This is a genomic window from Streptomyces sp. NPDC043870 (assembly GCF_056435785.1).
On sequence record NZ_JBWKDT010000015.1, the window covers coordinates 1 to 16,035 of the forward strand.

14 protein-coding genes are annotated in these 16,035 nt (G+C 68.3%); 13 read left to right on the plus strand and 1 reads right to left on the minus strand.

The features are described 5' to 3' along the window. Positions 1-119: 119 nt before the first annotated feature. From AC0699_RS19815 to AC0699_RS19875, 13 genes are all read left to right on the plus strand, one after another. Positions 120-2,156 (plus strand): lantibiotic dehydratase family protein, encoded by a 2,037-nt coding sequence (locus tag AC0699_RS19815; protein WP_478661804.1) that lies wholly within the window; start codon positions 120-122, stop codon positions 2,154-2,156. After that, on the plus strand, positions 2,153-3,226 hold the full coding sequence (locus AC0699_RS19820) for a lanthionine synthetase C family protein (RefSeq protein WP_478661805.1): 1,074 nt from the start codon (positions 2,153-2,155) through the stop codon (positions 3,224-3,226). Before AC0699_RS19815 ends, AC0699_RS19820 begins: the two co-directional genes overlap by 4 nt. Positions 3,227-3,274: 48 nt before the next feature. Further along, positions 3,275-5,326, plus strand: coding sequence for a methyltransferase, FxLD system (fxlM, locus tag AC0699_RS19825; protein WP_478661808.1), 2,052 nt, complete (start codon positions 3,275-3,277; stop codon positions 5,324-5,326). A gap of 136 nt (positions 5,327-5,462) precedes the next feature. Further along, positions 5,463-6,428 (plus strand): hypothetical protein, encoded by a 966-nt coding sequence (locus tag AC0699_RS19830; protein ID WP_478661809.1) that lies wholly within the window; start codon positions 5,463-5,465, stop codon positions 6,426-6,428. Positions 6,429-6,745: 317 nt separating this feature from the next. Then, on the plus strand, positions 6,746-8,635 hold the full coding sequence (locus AC0699_RS19835) for an ATP-binding cassette domain-containing protein (RefSeq protein WP_478661811.1): 1,890 nt from the start codon (positions 6,746-6,748) through the stop codon (positions 8,633-8,635). A 56-nt stretch (positions 8,636-8,691) separates the two neighbouring features. Further along, complete coding sequence (locus AC0699_RS19840) at positions 8,692-9,063, plus strand: MazG-like family protein (protein ID WP_478661813.1); 372 nt, start codon at positions 8,692-8,694, stop codon at positions 9,061-9,063. After that, entirely contained in the window at positions 9,063-9,638 is a 576-nt protein-coding gene (locus tag AC0699_RS19845; RefSeq protein WP_478661817.1) for a class I SAM-dependent DNA methyltransferase, read from the plus strand. The genes AC0699_RS19840 and AC0699_RS19845 overlap by 1 nt, the downstream gene beginning before the upstream one ends. After that, a complete protein-coding gene (locus AC0699_RS19850; RefSeq protein ID WP_478661820.1) occupies positions 9,635-10,879 on the plus strand; it encodes a bifunctional class I SAM-dependent methyltransferase/NUDIX hydrolase in 1,245 nt (414 codons plus the stop codon). Before AC0699_RS19845 ends, AC0699_RS19850 begins: the two co-directional genes overlap by 4 nt. A 3-nt stretch (positions 10,880-10,882) precedes the next feature. Then, positions 10,883-11,491: a DUF5753 domain-containing protein gene (locus AC0699_RS19855; protein ID WP_478661821.1), complete on the plus strand. Its 609-nt coding sequence runs from the start codon at positions 10,883-10,885 to the stop codon at positions 11,489-11,491. Positions 11,492-11,699: 208 nt separating this feature from the next. After that, positions 11,700-12,101 (plus strand): hypothetical protein, encoded by a 402-nt coding sequence (locus AC0699_RS19860; RefSeq protein WP_478661823.1) that lies wholly within the window; start codon positions 11,700-11,702, stop codon positions 12,099-12,101. A gap of 56 nt (positions 12,102-12,157) precedes the next feature. After that, positions 12,158-12,496, plus strand: a complete 339-nt coding sequence (locus tag AC0699_RS19865) for a hypothetical protein (protein ID WP_478661825.1) — start codon at positions 12,158-12,160, stop codon at positions 12,494-12,496. Continuing rightward, a complete protein-coding gene (locus AC0699_RS19870) occupies positions 12,496-14,943 on the plus strand; it encodes a phage portal protein (RefSeq protein WP_478661826.1) in 2,448 nt (815 codons plus the stop codon). The genes AC0699_RS19865 and AC0699_RS19870 overlap by 1 nt, the downstream gene beginning before the upstream one ends. A gap of 6 nt (positions 14,944-14,949) precedes the next feature. Then, positions 14,950-15,162, plus strand: a complete 213-nt coding sequence (locus AC0699_RS19875) for a hypothetical protein (protein WP_478661828.1) — start codon at positions 14,950-14,952, stop codon at positions 15,160-15,162. Here the strand turns inward: AC0699_RS19875 and AC0699_RS19880 are convergent. Further along, positions 15,146-15,982 (minus strand): DUF5677 domain-containing protein, encoded by an 837-nt coding sequence (locus AC0699_RS19880; protein ID WP_478661830.1) that lies wholly within the window; start codon positions 15,980-15,982, stop codon positions 15,146-15,148. The genes AC0699_RS19875 and AC0699_RS19880 overlap by 17 nt on opposite strands. Between the last annotated feature and the right edge of the window lie 53 nt (positions 15,983-16,035).

A 16,035-nucleotide genomic window follows, 5' to 3' on the forward strand; every position in this document is an offset into this window, starting at 1 on the left:
CCCCCCCCCCCCCCCCCCCCCCCCCCCCCCCCCCCCTCCCCCCCCCCCCCCCCCCCCCCCCCCCCCCCCCCCCCCCCCCCCCCCCCCCCCGCCCCGCCTACCAAGAACGGAGTGAGGGGATGACGCGCGTACGGCACAGCCTGTACCGAGCCGCCGGAGAACCGATGCTGCGTGCCGCAGTGAACCTCACCGAGCCGAGCATGCCTCCCTGGCCAGGCCCCTCAGCCTCGCTCGGACAGTGGCGTGCGTGGCTGCGTGCGGTGTGGGACGACGACACCTTCCGGCACGCCGTAACCAGCGCCAGCCCGGATCTGGCTCGCCAGGTGCAAACAGTCCTCGACGGACGGTCCCCGGGACTTCGCCGGGTCCGACGAGCAGCACTGGCCATCGCCCGCTACGCAATCCGGTACGCACGTCGCCCTACCCCATACGGTCTCTTCGCGGGCGTCGCGCTGGTCGAGTTCGCCGACACGGCCGAGGCCCGCGTCGGCGACGAGCACCAGGCCGTCGCCCGGCCCGACCCGGTGGCGCTCGATGCGGCGATCAGCGGCTGGGAAGCAGACGGCGAGCGGATGGGCGACGTCGACGTGTGCGTCAACAACCTCGTCCAGCAGCGTGGCGGGCGCGTCTACGTCCCGTCCGAAGGCGCCTCGGAGTTCTCCCTTGCGCTGACGCCCGCGCTCAAGCTGATCCTCGACGCCGCACGCAGCCCGATCCGGTACTCGGTCCTGGCCGACAAGCTCGCCGCCGAGTTCCCGACCACGACCGCGCAGCACCGAACCGCGTTACTCGGACAGCTTCTACGCGTGCGGTTGCTCCGGTCGTCGCTGCGCGCACCCGCCACGATCGTCGACCCCACCGACACGTTGCCGCCCGCTCTGCAGGTGGAGGTCCGCGAGAAGACAGTCGCCCCCGACTTGCGGCTTGACGCCACAGTGCGGCTTCCGAACACCGTCCTGACGGAAGCGGCGACCGCGGCGACTGTCCTCACCCGGATCGCTACGCACCCCAACGGCATCCCGGCCTGGCGCCGCTGGATCGAGCAGTTCACCGAGCGCTATGGCGATTCCGCAGAGATTCCGCTGGGCCTGGTGCTGGACCCCGAGCAGGGCTTGGGCTTTCCCGACGGGTTCGGCCAAGTGTCCGAACCTCCCCGCCCCATGGCCCGGCGAGACCGGATCCTGCTGGAACTGGCCGGAACCGCCGCGATCGAAGGCTCCCGCTCCGTCCCTCTGACCGGCGCGATGATCGAAGAACTGGAGACCGCCGCGGGTAAGCCCACCGCCACCACGCCCCACCTCGAACTCGGCATGCGCCTCAACGCGCGCTCGCCCCACGCCTTGGAGCGCGGGAACTTCCGGCTCCACGTCTCCACCGTCTCCCGCTCGGCCGGCTCGATGACGGGCCGGTTCTGGCACCTCTTCCCGGATACCGGAGCGACGTACACCGACCTGCCCACCGCCGAGGCCGGCGCGGAGCTGGCCCAGCTCTCCTTCCACGCCGGACGCGTCCCGGCCGACCTGCTCACCCGCGCCCCGCGCGTCATGCCCCGGCTGGTGAGCGTCGGCGAGTTCCGGCACCCGGAGAAGGGCGTGCTGTTCCCCTCCGACCTGGCCGTCGGTATCGGCGACGGCCGCCCGTATCTCGCCGAGGCTGCCACCGGCACGCACCTGGAACTGCTCGCGCCGACCGCGCTGAACTTCCTGTGGAACAACTACACCCCGCCACTGGCGCGGTTCCTGGTCGAGATCAGCCGTGCCACCACGCCACAGGTGACCTGGTTCGACTGGGGCGCGGCATGGACATTGCCGTTCACCCCGGCGGTGCACTACCGCCGCTCGATCCTGGTGGCCGCGCGATGGAAGGTGCGCGCCCGGGATCTGCCCGACCGCACCGCGACGCTGGATGAGTGGACCGAACGGCTGCACGCCTGGATGGCCCGCTTCCGCGTGCCGGACCGCGTGCTCCTGGCCGAAGACGACCAGCAGCTTCCGCTCGACCTGCGTCAGGACATGCACCTGGACCTGCTGCGTGCCCACCTGGATGCCAGCCCCATCGGAGTCGTGACCCTGCACGAGGCGCCACCGCCAGACGCCGACGGCTGGATCGGCGGCAGGGCCCACAACCTCGTCGTCCCGCTGAAGGCCCGCTCATGACGACAATGGCGATCCCGGCCCGCACGCAGGATCTCTCCGAGGGCACCCTCGGGATGGCCCTGCTGCACATAGAGCGCGGTGATCACTCCGCCGCGCGGCGCCTCCTCGCTCAGGCCGTGACGGGCGGCGTCAGCGCCGGAGGCAACGCGTCGCTGTTCCACGGTGCCCCCGCCTTGGAGTTCGTGCTCTCCCGCGCCGGACATGCCGGCCGCGTTGTCCGCGACGTCGTCGACCGCGTTGTGGATGCCCGGCTGGCCGCCGCCCACCGGCGGAGGGCGTCAGGTGCGCTGCCGCACCTGGCGGAGTTCGACCTCATCCGCGGGTTGACCGGGCTGGGCGCGCTGCTGCTGACCCGCGGCGCGGACTCGCCGCGGCTCAGGGAGGTGCTGACCTACCTGGTGTCCCTGGCGCAGCCGATCCGTATCGAGGGCCGGGAGTGGCCAGGCTGGTGGTCCGCGGTCGGGCCCGGCGGGGAGGACATGCCCGGCGGGCACGGCAACAACGGTGTCGCGCACGGCGTGGCTGGCCCCTTGGCGGTGCTCTCGCTCGCCGTCCGGCACAACGTCCACGTGCCGGGGCAACTCGACGCCATCGCAGTGTTCGCACGCTGGCTCGACACGTACGGCGCCCTCTACTGGACCACGTACGACGAACTGTCGGGCAACGAGCTGTCCGAACCGCAGCTCACACGTCAGTCCTGGTGCTACGGCCAACCCGGCATCGCCCGCGCCCAGCAGCTTGCTGCGCTCGCGCTCGACGACCCAAACCGCCGGCAGGCAGCGGAGGCCACCGCCCTGAGCACGCTGACAGACCTGTCTCATCTCGGCCGGATCGTCGACGCCACGTTGTGCCACGGATGGGCCGGACTCGTGACGATCGCTCGTGCCGTCGCCACCGACAGCCCCACGCCAGAGCAGTTCTCTCCGGCGATCCACGACCTGAGCAGGCGTCTGGCTGCGGACCTGGACCGGCTGCCCAAGCCCGGCTTCATGGAAGGCCGCGCCGGAGCGCATCTTGCCCTCGACGGCACGAACACCACGGACTGGACCAGCGTCCTGCTGATCACCTGACCCGCCTTCAACCGAACCGCCGCCCAGCGACAAGGAGTGCCCACACGCATGGACTTCGCCGACGAGAACCTTCCGATCACCACCGAAACGACCTGGTGGCATGCCAGCGTCGCGTTTCCCGGGCGAGCGGTAAGCCCCGAGGCCGCTCAGGCACTCGCGTCCGCACTCGATGACCAGCGCTTCCACTTCCTGCGCAAGGACGCAGGTCTGCGGCTGCGCACCGAGCGTCCCGTCGGCACCCTGCTGGACCGCCTCGTCGCCGACCAGCAGGTCACGGGATGGGTCGGCGGCATCTACGAGCCGGAGACCGAGGCATTCGGCGGCCGGGAGGGTATGGACGTGGCGCATAACGTGTTCTGCGCCGACAGCCGCAGCGCCCTGCGCGAGGTCGACCTGCCCGGCGGCCGAGAGCGCTGTGTGCTGCTGCTCTCCGCCATGATCCGCTCGGCGGGACTCGACCCGTTCGAGGCCGGGGACGTCTGGGCGAAACTCGGTGCCCTACGGCAGCCCGTCACCCCGCCCACCGGCCCCGCCAGCGACCAGGCGGTGAGCGCCATGCGGCGCCTGATGAACGCCGACTCGGCGCAACGGCCGGATACCGAACCCGGCTGGGACGAACGCCTCGCCGCGTTCGAGGACGCCGGCCGTCGCCTGCGCCAACTCGCCGCCGATGGGCGCCTGATACGCGGCCTGCGCGCCGTTCTCGCCCATCACGCGATCTTCGCTTTCAACCGTGCGGGAGTACCTGCCGCCGAGCAGGCCGCCACCGCATGGCTGGGCCGCGAGGTCGCCTTTGCCGCAGGGGAAGGAGCTGACGTGTCTACTCGCCGGTCCGCTTCCCCGGACCCTAATCTCGCTCGAATGGAGACCACCGTGACATCCGTCAACGACGCTGCCAACATGCGTGAAGCCCTGGTGAACCGCCTTGTCGACAGCGGCCACCTGCACACCCCCGCCGTCATCGATGCCTTCCGCGCCACCGAGCGCCAGCAATTCCTTCCCGGCGTCGACCTTGAGTCGGCGTACAAGGAGGACGCGGTGCCCACCAAGCATGACGAGCACGGCGAGATGATCTCCTGTATCTCCGCCCCCTCGATCGTCGCCACCCAGCTCGAACAGCTCGGTGCGCAGCCCGGCGACAAGGTCCTGGAGGCCGGGGCGGCCACCGGCTACAACGCCCGCCTGCTCGGCAGGCTCGTCGCCCCCGGCGGCCACGTGTGGACCGTGGACGTCGATCAGGACATCGTCGACGGCGCGAACAAGAACCTCGCCGAGGCTGGGGCGACGAACGTGACCGCGGTACTCGGCGACGGCGCCGCCGGCCTTCCCGAGCACGCCCCCTTCAACCGCATCCAGTTCACGGTCGGCGCGGGCGATGTGCCTGTGAAGATCCTCGACCAGCTCGCCCCCGGCGGACGCCTGGTCCTCCCGATGCGGATTCGCGGCAGTATCTCCCGCAGCTTCGCCTTCGAGCGCGACGGCGACACCTGGAAGACCGTCTCCTGCGAGATGGCGACCTTCGTACCCCTGCGTAAGGGCGTCTGCGACGACGTCTACACCCTTGTGCGTATGGAGGGTGAAGGCAACGTCCGCCTGGAGACCTTCAGCGAGCAGGGCGTCGACCGCGACGCGATCCGCACCGTCCTCGACCAGAAGCAGGCCAAGGTCTACACCGGCGTGAAGTTCCGGCAGGGCGACCCTTGGGAGTGGCTGTACCTGTACCTGGCCTCCGTGCTGCCCAACGGTCTGTCCCGCATGCCCGGCCAGCGCCCCGGTTTCACCCCGCACTTCGGCTGGGGCTCCATGGCCGCGCTCGACGGCGATAGCCTGGCCTACCTGACCATCCGCGAGGGCGAGGATGACAAGGGCCGCTTCTGGGAGATCGGCGTCATCGGCCACGGCTCCCGTGCCGCCGGACTCGCCGATCAGGTCGCGGGCGAGATCCGCGACTGGGATGAGGGCTGGGGCAACACCGCGCCGGAACCCACCTTCCGCATGGCCGTCGGCGACGCTCGCGACAAGATCACGGCCGCCGACCCGCGCTTCATCATCGACAAGGCGTACAGCCGCCTTGTCGTCGACTGGCCGCGCAAGGGCTGAGCCCGTGATCCCCGCGATAGCCAGCCGCATCCCGCTAGTCCGTCGTCCCAAGGCGCCGGCGCTCCCGCTGGACGAGCGAATCACCCACCTCACCGGGCTGACTATCGCACCCGCTGACGCGGGTCACCATGATCTGGTGGCCCGCGCCAGTGGCGTCCTCAACTACGCCGCTCTGATCGCCTCCGACGTCGGATTACCCGACCTGGCCGCTGACCTGTGCTGGAGGCAGCACCGGGTCTTCGCTGACGCCGGGCGCCTCACTGGCGGCATCGCCGTGATGTCGCTGATGCCCCTCATCAACATCTCCCGGCTACTGACCCGCGAGGGCGACGGCAAGGCCGCCTACCACGTCCTCACTCGGCTGTACCGCGCCGCCCAGAAACGCGATACCGCCGAAATCCACGGCCACACCGTGGACCTCGCTGTCTTGATCGGCACAGACGCCGACCACCGCAAGGTCTGCGAGGAGCTGTGGATCACCGTGCTCGTCGACGGTGCCAGAGCCCTGGCACGGATCGGCCGATGGACCGAGGCCGCCGACGCCATGACCTCGTACCGCGGCATCGGCAACCGCCTCCTCGACGGCCGCCAAATTGAGATCATGGCCCTGATGGAACGCGGCCTCGATCAGCAGGCCCGCGACACGATCGACGCCACCGCCCCGACTGAGCCGTGGGAGAACACCATCGCGGCTCTCCTGCGTGTCTACTGCCGACCCCCGTCCGCGCCCGTGCCGCAACCAGACCTGGACCTCGTGCTGAGCGAGGTAGCCACACTGATCGCCGAACCTGACCCCTCAACCGCCGTCTTCCAGACCCGAGCCGGTCTAGCCGCGCTCGACCTGGCCCGCGACCGAACGAGCCCCAGCGTGGGCTCGTTGAGCGACGCCGTCGCCAACGCGGCTGCTCTTGACGCGTACGCCGCCCGGGACGTCCTGACTCACGCTGCCGCGTGCCCATCCCTGACCGTCGCGCAGCGTCGGGAGCTGGACACCGCGGTCGCCGCGTCAGGTCTGGGGGCGGGGTGCCTGCCCGAACACCACATGCACGCGCTCACGGAGGCTGTCGACAAGGGCGAAGTCGCACTCCGCAGTCTCCTGTGACACACCCGTGCACGCGACATCACAACGCAACTGCCCCTCGATCGCGTGAAGTTGGCCACTGACTGCATCCCGTCTTCCCCAGGAGTCGATCAGCCACTGAGAACCTCAATCGTCACAGGCGTTTCAGGCGTCGGCGATTCGGCCAATTCTCTCCGCTCGGGAGCGGCCCCAACACCGTGTCCGCACGTTCGACCCCTTGCGCCTCAAGGACCCAATCACGTCCGGAATCGAGCGCGTTCGATTCCGGCGCCGCGTCGTTATGCCGTGCACCGCCGAATCATCCAGGTGCGGCCCCCGACCCCCTAGGAGGGACACAGGTGACTGTGACTGACGCCTCGACTGCAAACGCTGAGACGCCACCCCCTCCGCCACCTGCGGAGATCCGCTACAGCGGCGAATACTCCGTCAACCCGCTCGGCGACGTGTCCTTCACGCACATGTGCGCACGCCTGCCGTCCGTGCTGCGCCGTATCTGCCGAATGGCCTGGCAGCTCGACCGCACGGCCGTTCTCCTCCTCGCCGCCTGCCAACTGGTCACAGGCGTCGCCGCCGCGGCGGGCCTGGCCGCGACCGCTCGCGCCATGCAGCCGATCCTTGGCCCTGGAGCCGTGGCCCACCGTCTTAATCAGGCGCTTCCCGCGCTGCTCGTCGTGGCTGGCGCAGCAGCACTCGGGCGGCTCTCCAGCGCGCTCGCCTCGTACGCAGGTCGCAGGCTCACCCCGCCGCTCACGACCTCTGCAGACACCTCACTGGTCGAGGCCGTGTGCCGAGTCGAAGCCGCGGCCTACGCCCAGGACGGCTTCGCTGACCGGCAGGAAGCCGCCGAGATGGGCGTTACGCGAACACACGTGATGGTGACAGACGCCCAGCGATTCATGGCCGCTCTCATCAGGATGGTGGCCGCGAGCGGAGTCTTGTCCGTGCTGCACTGGGCGATGTTGCCTCTGCTTCTCCTCACCGTCCTGCCCGCCGGCGTCGGGGCAGTTCTCACCGCTCGCGTCGACTACGAGATGCATTACGCGAACGTGTCGGACCGCAACGTGCGCCACATGATGCGCTGGTGGGCCACCACGCCGAAGCACGGTGACGAAGTCCGCGCCAACGGCATGACCGGCTATCTGCTGTTCTGGTATCGGTCGCTGTCGCAGCGCATCGACCGCCGTCTGCTGAGCGCCGCTCCACGCACCTTGCGCATCACCCTGCTGTCCTCGATGGTCGGCGGCGCCTTCCTGCTTCTGGCCTGGGCCGCCCTCGCCTGGTTGGCCACCACGGGACGCATCGAACTCGCCATTGCCGCGACCGCGGTCGTCGCCGTTCAAACCACCCTCGCAGCGCTCTCCCAGGTGATCATCAACGGGGCGGCGCTGTTCCACACCAGCCTCTATCTGACCGACATGCAGACGTTCCTCGACGATGCCGCTCAACGTGCCCCGCAGCGCGGCGAGTTGCCTGCCCCCGCGACCGTGGAGGAAATCCGGATCGACGACGTGGTCTACCAATACCCCGGCAAGAACAGCCCGGCCGTCGACGGCGTATCCCTCTCTCTGCACCGCGGCGAGATCCTGGCCATCGTCGGCGAGAACGGCAGCGGCAAGTCCACCCTCCTGCGATTGATCACTGGCATCTACCTGGCTGACAAGGGTCGTGTTCTGTGGAACGGCGCAGACCTCGCCACCCTTGACCAGAACAGCGTCTGGGCCCGTACCGGGCTCGTGCCGCAGCTCTTCGCCCAATGGCCGCTGCGCGTGCGCGAGAACGTCACCCTCGGGCAGCCCCGTACCCGCGACGACCTGCCTGTATGGGACGCGATCGACGCCGTAGGCATGCGAGAGGCGGTTGAGGCGCTGCCGGACGGCATCGAGACGCTGCTTGCCCGGGAAGTCTTCGGGGGCGCCGAACTTTCCGGTGGGCAGTGGCAGCGCCTGGCCTGTTCTCGCGCGATCTACAGGCGCCCTGACCTGCTCATCCTGGACGAACCCACCTCTCAAATGGACGCCCGGGGTGAGCATCAGATCTTCGAGAAGATCAAACGCGGCGCCGCCGACCGCATCACGATCGTGGTCACGCACCAGTTGGAAAACACCCGCCTCGCCGACCGCATCCTTGTCATGGACAAAGGCCGAGTTATCGAGCACGGCGAGTACGAGGACCTGGTCAGCTCCGGTGGCTTGTTCGCCGAGCTCGTGGCTCTGGCCCAGGACCGATGACCCATACCGGCATGGAATCGTTCCCCTCCTCCCACGTACTCGGAAGCGAGACGCGCATGACTGATACCTGGAAGACAATCGCCCGCCTTGCCGGCCGTCTGGAAGACCATTCCGACCTGCCTCGCGAGCAACGCATCCTGCTCCAGCTCCTCAAGATCCAGGAAGAAGCGGGCGAAGTCGCGGAAGCCGTGATCGGGGCGATGGGGCAGAACCCCCGCAAGGGTCACTCCCACACCTGGGACGACGTCGAGTCCGAGGTCTGCGACGTGATCACGACCGGCATGGTCGCCCTGATCCGCATGAACCCCAATGCCCAGGCGGTGTTCGAACGGCACATGGAGCGCATCGCCGCCCGAGACCTGCCCCAGGCTGAGCCTGCACACGAGGCTGGCAGCACCACCCCTACGGGCACTGCGAGGGCAAGCTGATGACCGATACGGAGACCGAGACACACAACGCGGCTGCGTACTGGGAGCAGTTGTGGCAGGCGGGCCGCCACTACCGAGGCATCAACCGGCCTGAACGTGAAGCACTGCTTCGGCAAGTAGGACACGGGCGCGGTCGGCCCGCACTCGATATCGGCTGCGGGACGGGTGCCCTGACGCGCTGCCTCGCCGAGCTTGCCTACCGTCCCACCGGGATCGACTGCGCACCCAGCGCCGTCGCCCTCGCCCGTGACGCGCACCCCACATTGGACTTCCGGCCATTCGACTTTGCCCAAGACGACCCTAGTGGCCTGCCCGAACCTGCATTTTCCTTGATCACCTGCCGTCTGGTCTACCGCTGGGTTTCGGACAAGCCCGCCTTCCTGTCCCAGGTGCGGCAGCTCCTCGCCCCCGGCGGCATCTTCTGGGTGGCCACATCCGTGCACCGGAATCGGGGTGGCACTCCCGAGCCTTGGGCGATCACCGCGCCGGCGGAGAAACTTCTCACCAGCGGCTGGTCGCGTGCAGACGTGACGCAGATCGACGATTCCTTCAGCTGCTTCGCCCTGCGCCCATGACCCCGAAACCCCAGCCCTTCGAAAGGGGCAACACATTGAGCGCCCACTCGGTCAACGCCGAGAGCTGGACCATCTACGGTCAGCGCCAGCTCGACCGCGCCTACGAGCCACCAGTTCCGGAACAGCTCACCTGGGGACCGTGGGCAGGCGTAGGCCCGGGAGCCGAAGCCCTTGGCGACATCGCGGGCAAGCACGTGCTCGACATCGGCTCCGGCGCAGGCCACCATGCCGTTCACCTCGCACGTGTCCACGGCGCCCGCGTCACCGCAATCGAGCAGTCGCCGACCCAACACCGCCGCGCTGCCGACCGGTTCACCGCCGAGCCCAGAGTCCGCTTCTTGCACGGCGACGTCCTGGATCACCTGAAGAACGCCGAGCCGTACGACGCGGCGTACGCCATCGGCACCCTCGCGTACATCGACCCGCACGTCTCCTTGCCTGCCCTGCGCGACGGCCTACGCGCTGGCGCCCCGCTCGTGTTCTCCGTTCTGCACACGGACATGAACGAACAAGGCCCCGTCAACACCGTGGCACCGCGCCATCAGGAGGTGCTGCTGCGCAAGGACCCACCTCTTCCTGTGCAGTGCTGGGTACTGACCCCGCAGCTCTGGGAAGACCTGCTCACGGATGCTGGATTCGCCGTCACCAACATCCAGCTCCTTGCCGCACCCGACGACAACAACCCCGTTGTCCACCAGCTCATTCGGGCCCGGCGACGCATCCCGAGCCGCCCACGCACAACTCGCCCACCGGCCCCGCACGCAGCCGTGGGGGTCGGTGCCATCGTCCTCGGCGAGCAGGGTCTCCTCTTGGGGCGACACCGTCGTGGAACGATCGAGTTGCCCGGTGGAAGCGTGGAGTCAATCGACTGCACTCTGCAGGACACCGTGGTCCGCGAACTCTTCGAAGAGACCGGACTGATTGCCCGACCCGAGGATGTGGTCCTACTCGGCACGCTCCTCGATCACGTCGGCGACGTCGTACGCATCACCGTAAGCGCGATCGTGACCGCTTGGCAGGGCGAACCCTCCACGCAACGAGACGAGAGCGTCGGTGACTGGCAGTGGTGGCCCCTCGACAGCCTTCCTCAGCAGGACTTGTTCGAGTGCAGCGCCCAGATTCTGTCTGCCTGGCGGTCCGACCTCCCGATCGACTGTCCCCCCGCCCACTTCACCCCCTACGCCCCACCGAACGCCTCCGCGCCAGAGAGCCAGCCAATCGCACCTCGTGAAGGGCTCTGAACTATGACGACGTCCACCGACCCGTCGAAGTCCTGGTCGGAACTGCACCAGGAGGGCATGGGTCCGACGCAAGAGGCATTCCTCGATCTCGTTCGGCAGACCAAGGACTCGCGGCACTACTGCCAGAACATCGTCTGGGGCAATCTCCAGACTCCGGACTACGTACGGGCCATCCTGCGACTCGTGGTCAACTTCCACGGCTTCCCCGACGACATCGAGGCCGGCGTTGCTGCCCGGACCGCCCGCGCGGAACTCATTGGCACGGGTGACCGCACCTATCAGGTGCTCCTCGGTCAATCCGCCCTCCGGCGTAACATCGGCGGAGCCTCCGTCATGCGCGGCCAACTTGGGCGCCTACTCGAATCGTTCGACCTCACGGGACTCACGCTCGGTGTGATCCCCGACCGCGCGCAGCTCGACATCTACCCCGGCAACAGCTTCTCGATCTTCGACGGCGCACGCGTCGAGATCGAGAATTTCGCGGACACCCCGACCCACACCGACCCCGAGCAGGTCACCACCTACAGCAGGGCCTTCGAGCTGCTGGCGCAGGGTGCGGTGTACGGGGACGAGGCCCATGCCCTGGTCCAAACCGAGTTGCAAGCCTGGTAGGTCGCCAAGAGAGGGGAGCTGTAACAGATCAAGCCTGTTCGACGTTCCGCGCTGTAGAGAAAGGGGTTGGCCCTTGTGTCAACCCCATCACCCCAGAGACGCGGAGGAATGGGTGACGACTGCTACCGCTCCCCTCTCATCGGCGACAGGCCGGGCCTTCTGGCAGGAACCTCTGTTCCCGTCGAGGCCGACGCCTGCGCCGACGCTTGTGGTAAAGGCGGAGGCCAAAGCGGCACTTCCCGAGCCTCCGCCCGAGCCCGCTGAGGCGCCTGCGGACCTTTCGCACACCTGGGTCGTCGCTGCCGAGATCCAGGTGGAGCCGCGCACGGCGTCCATCGCAGACTTCCGCGGCTCTTTCAAGACCGCCGCAGGTCAGCGCGTGGACGCCCTGGAGGTGTACTGCAAGGGCTGCCGCCGCCCGTACGACGAGGTGAAGGGACGGGACTGCGAGGAGAAGGTAGACAATCGCCACCTCATTGGCGGTGATCAGTCGACGAGGAAGAAGCGCAAGCTGCCTCCGCCCCCGAGGGGCGCCAAGATCATCCCTGGCGAGATGGTCCAGCGGCGCGGCATCAGTGCCTACATGGCCGGGGTCAGCCGTCCTCGGTGACCGGCCCATGAGCGAGGACGCGACACTAATCGCACCCCGCGCCCATCGTGCGCGCTGTGAGTACACCGCCTGAGTCACCCTCGCCACGGAGCCTTGCCCGCGAAGCCGCCGGACTCCTCCTCACCGCTGCCGGCGTCCTCGTCATACTCGTCGCTCTGGGTGCCGTACACCCTGTTCTGAGCACCACCGTGGCCGCCGCGGGCACCCTTGCGGCCTTCCACTTCGTGGCGCCGCCCAAGACGAAGCGCTCTCGCACCGTCGCCCTCTTCATCATCGCCGCCATCTCCGCGGCCACGGTCGGCTGCGCCTTCGCGTACTTCCCCGCCCTTGGCTGGATCGAAGTCGGCGCGGCCCTCTGCGCCACGGGCGTATGGCTGGCCAGTGAGGGAACCTGATGCCGCGCCAGTTCCTGCCCGGCCTCCGCCGACTCCTCGTCCCACGCACCGCCGCACCGCTCGAAGAGAAGTCCGCCGGGCCCATCGGTAACTCCTACGTCTCCATGACGTACGCGGGCACCACCACGGTGTGGGGCACCGAGAGCCGGGCCGCGGGCTGGGACTTGGACCGTGTGATCCAGGAAGGCTACGAGCGCAGTATCTGGACCTTCAAGTCGGTCGAGGCGATCTCCAAGCACCCTGGATCGCTCGCCGTGGAGATCGGACGGGGCGGCGACGAGCGCCAGTTCGCCGAAACCCTCACCGACCACCCGCTGCTGCATGTCCTGAACGTCCAGGCCAACCCGCTGGAGCGGGCCACCGTCTTCAAGAAGCGGCTGAGCGCTCAGCTCCTCTTGTCCAAGAAGGGCGCGTTCGTCGAGATCACGCGGTCCCGCGGCGGAACCATCACCCGGCTCGATCTGCTGCCGCCGAACCGAGTCGAGCCGATTCCCGATCCTCATGGCGATTACGTCTCACACTTTGAGTTCACGACGTACGACGGTCGGGTCCGGGAGCTGGACCCCAGCCGTGTCGTGTGGCTGAGAGATCCGCACCCGACCGATCCGTTCTGCGGCGTCACCCCCTTGGAAGCTGCTGGCCTGTCCGTCGACCTGGACGTGAAGGCCCGGACCTACAACATCAACTTCATTGATAACGACGCGCGCCCCTCGGGGATCGTGGGCATCGACGTCGACGGCTTGGACCAGCGCGAGATCGACCGGATTCAACAACGGCTCGCTCCCGGCGCGCAGCATGCCGGCGAAACCGTCGTGGTCGGCAGCGGCCCCGGTGGCCTCAACTACGTGGACACCAGCACCCGTCCGCGCGACATGAACTACGAGACGCTGGCGCAGACGGCGAAGGACGAGATCCTGTCGGCGTTCGGCGTGCCCGAGTCCGTGGTCGGCAACGCGAGCGAGCGGACGTATGCGAATGCCGACCGAGAAGAGTGGAATTTCTGGCAGCACACCGAACTGCCGCACTTGGCTCTGCTCGCCTCCGCGTTCGACCTCGACCTGGACGACGGCTGGTCGCTCCGCTTCAACACGAGCACCGTCGAAGCCCTCGAGTTCCCCCGCCGCCAACGCCGGGAAGAAGCCCGCGCCGAGTGGAACGCGGGACTCATCACGGTCGACGAGTACCGGGAGATCGCGGGGCGCCGTCCGTTCAACGTGCCTCACACCCGTGCTCTGTGGATCAGCCCGCAGAAGGCGCCCGTTCCAGCGAGTGAGGAGGACGCAGCCGCGCTTGGTGTCGCTCAGGACCCAGCGGCCGGAGGCGGGCTGGGGATGCCGGGAACAGGTGGGCCGCCCTCTGCCATCGCGCCGTCCGGCGCCGAGGGCGGGTCCGCAGCGGACGCAGTAGCCGACGCCCGAGGGCAGGAGCAGAGAACCGCTGCTGATGACGTCGACGCTGCTCGTGTCGCATCAGGCACTGGCACGGTAGGAGACTCCGCCGCGACCGCCGTCGAGCAGGCTCGCGACAACGTGCCCCTCACCTTGCCCGGTGACGCCGCCGAGGATGTCGCGTCCGCACGCGCCTCCGTCGTACAGCCGAGCGCCGGAGAAGCTGCGACGGATGTCGACGCCGCTCGCTCCGGTATGGAGCGCAAGGAACTGCCGCGCGACACTGGGTTCGAGGTCAGGGAGAAGGACTTCGACACGGCCACAGCCGCCATCACGGCCGCGCTCGCCGCACTCCTCGCGAGGCAGGAAGGCGTGATCACCGCCCGTCTTCACGCGCCCAAGACCAGAAAAGGCACACGCTACTGGGAGCCGGACGGCGACACCGATACTCGCCGCGGTGACGCCCCGATCGACGGGGCGCGTGTCGTTGGTGCGGCGCGTTGGGAGGAGGAGACCACCAATACCCTGACGCCGATCCTCCAGCAGACCGCGACCACAACCGCGGTGGCCCTCAGCACGAATCTGACTGGCGTGTCCTCCGTGCCGCCGGGCGCCACCGCTGCAGCACTCGCCGCCACGGCCATGGCCGGACGTGCCGTCGCCGCACTGCTCGCAGACCTCGCCGTCGCCCTAGACGTGGCCCAGGCCGGGGACGCCACGCTCAACGAACTCGCCGCCACAGTTAGCGAGTTCTACCGAACCCGCTCCGCGAAGTTCATCGCTCTGCTCGCCGAGTCCTGCGCTATCGCCACCGTCAACGGCGCGGCTGACGCCGCAGCGGAGAGCGCCAGCCCCGCCGTTCTTCGGACCTGGGTCACGCGCAACGACCCCCACGTACGGCCCGCCCATCGAGAGGTGAGCGGCACGACCCTGCCCGTCGGCGTCTCATACAGGGTCGACGGTTCCACCCTGCGCTACCCCGGCGACCCCTTCGCCCCGATCGCCCTCACGGTCAACTGCCGATGCCGCCTCCACTACGCCACCGACCCCAAGGAGTGACCCACCATGTGGGCCTATGTATGGATCACCTGGACCGCCGTGTTCGCCGTCGCTGAGGGCATCGCCCTGGCCAACAAGCGTGATGGCGACACCCTCTCCGAGAACGTCCGCCGTCTGTTCCGGACTCGCACGAGCAAGGCGGGACGAGCCCTCTTCGCGGTGGGCTGGTTCGGCTTCTCAGGCTGGTTCGCCACCCACATCCTCACGGAGACGATGTGACGCGCCCCTTCTTGACGACGCGCTGGAAGTCAAACACATCATCTGGGATACCGAGATCACCGATGGCATGCTCCACCACCTTCCGCATCGGATCACCCTTGATCAAAGGACTGACGGCCTTCGCTGCCTGAATCAGTGCCACCGGCACCCACACCACGTCAGAGGCCGTCTCATGCTGGGCGGTGGAGTGATAGCCGAGACGCCCGTCCCGCTCGGAGACGTACGCGGAGGCCGTCTGCGCCGTCGTGTGCGCGTACGTGGAGTGATGCCGGTAGATCGGGTACATCGCGGGGGTGCCGTACGCGATCAGCAGGTCGCGGAAGTTCTTCAGCTCGCCCACGAGCTTCTTGTGCAGCCTCTCGTCAGCTGCGTCGGCGAACTCCACCGGCGTCACGTCCACCTTGACCGGTTCCGCCAACTTCCAGAAGGTGTTCACGTCGTCCGCCAGCTTCTGCTGGCCGTCCTCCGTGTACGCGCGGAGTGCCCGCATACCGGCGGCCCCATTGTCCAGGAGCCAGTTCATTGCGTAGGCGTGCCCGATGAGGTTTCGCATCATGGGCATGGCCTCGGCCGAGAACCCCTTGTCAAAGAGCAGAAGCGTGCCCTCGGCCGTACGATTCGCGAAGCGCCACCACCCAAGCATGGTGGGGAAGATGTCGGCGTGCTCCACGGGAATCTCGACGCCGTCGGCCACCGTGTCGGCGGCCGCCGTGATGAGGGCCGGCGTGATCGCCCGCACCCGCTTGATGCACTGCTTGTTGGGGCCAAACTTGTAGGTCACGTCTGTCGACTTTAGGTGTGGCGCCCCGCCCGCAGCCATGCGATTTCTCGGGTTAGCACGCGACCCTAACTACCTGCGGTGTGCATGGTCCG

Bases quoted from the DNA above. Each gene is read 5' to 3' on its own strand.
- AC0699_RS19870 (WP_478661826.1), top strand. From the start codon at position 12,496: ATGCCGCGCCAGTTCCTGCCCGGCCTCCGCCGACTCCTCGTCCCACGC.
- AC0699_RS19820 (WP_478661805.1), top strand. From the start codon at position 2,153: ATGACGACAATGGCGATCCCGGCCCGCACGCAGGATCTCTCCGAGGGC.
- AC0699_RS19880 (WP_478661830.1), bottom strand. From the start codon at position 15,982: ATGGCTGCGGGCGGGGCGCCACACCTAAAGTCGACAGACGTGACCTAC.
- AC0699_RS19875 (WP_478661828.1), top strand. From the start codon at position 14,950: ATGTGGGCCTATGTATGGATCACCTGGACCGCCGTGTTCGCCGTCGCT.
- AC0699_RS19850 (WP_478661820.1), top strand. From the start codon at position 9,635: ATGACCCCGAAACCCCAGCCCTTCGAAAGGGGCAACACATTGAGCGCC.
- AC0699_RS19845 (WP_478661817.1), top strand. From the start codon at position 9,063: ATGACCGATACGGAGACCGAGACACACAACGCGGCTGCGTACTGGGAG.
- AC0699_RS19815 (WP_478661804.1), top strand. From the start codon at position 120: ATGACGCGCGTACGGCACAGCCTGTACCGAGCCGCCGGAGAACCGATG.
- fxlM (WP_478661808.1), top strand. From the start codon at position 3,275: ATGGACTTCGCCGACGAGAACCTTCCGATCACCACCGAAACGACCTGG.
- AC0699_RS19840 (WP_478661813.1), top strand. From the start codon at position 8,692: ATGACTGATACCTGGAAGACAATCGCCCGCCTTGCCGGCCGTCTGGAA.
- AC0699_RS19855 (WP_478661821.1), top strand. From the start codon at position 10,883: ATGACGACGTCCACCGACCCGTCGAAGTCCTGGTCGGAACTGCACCAG.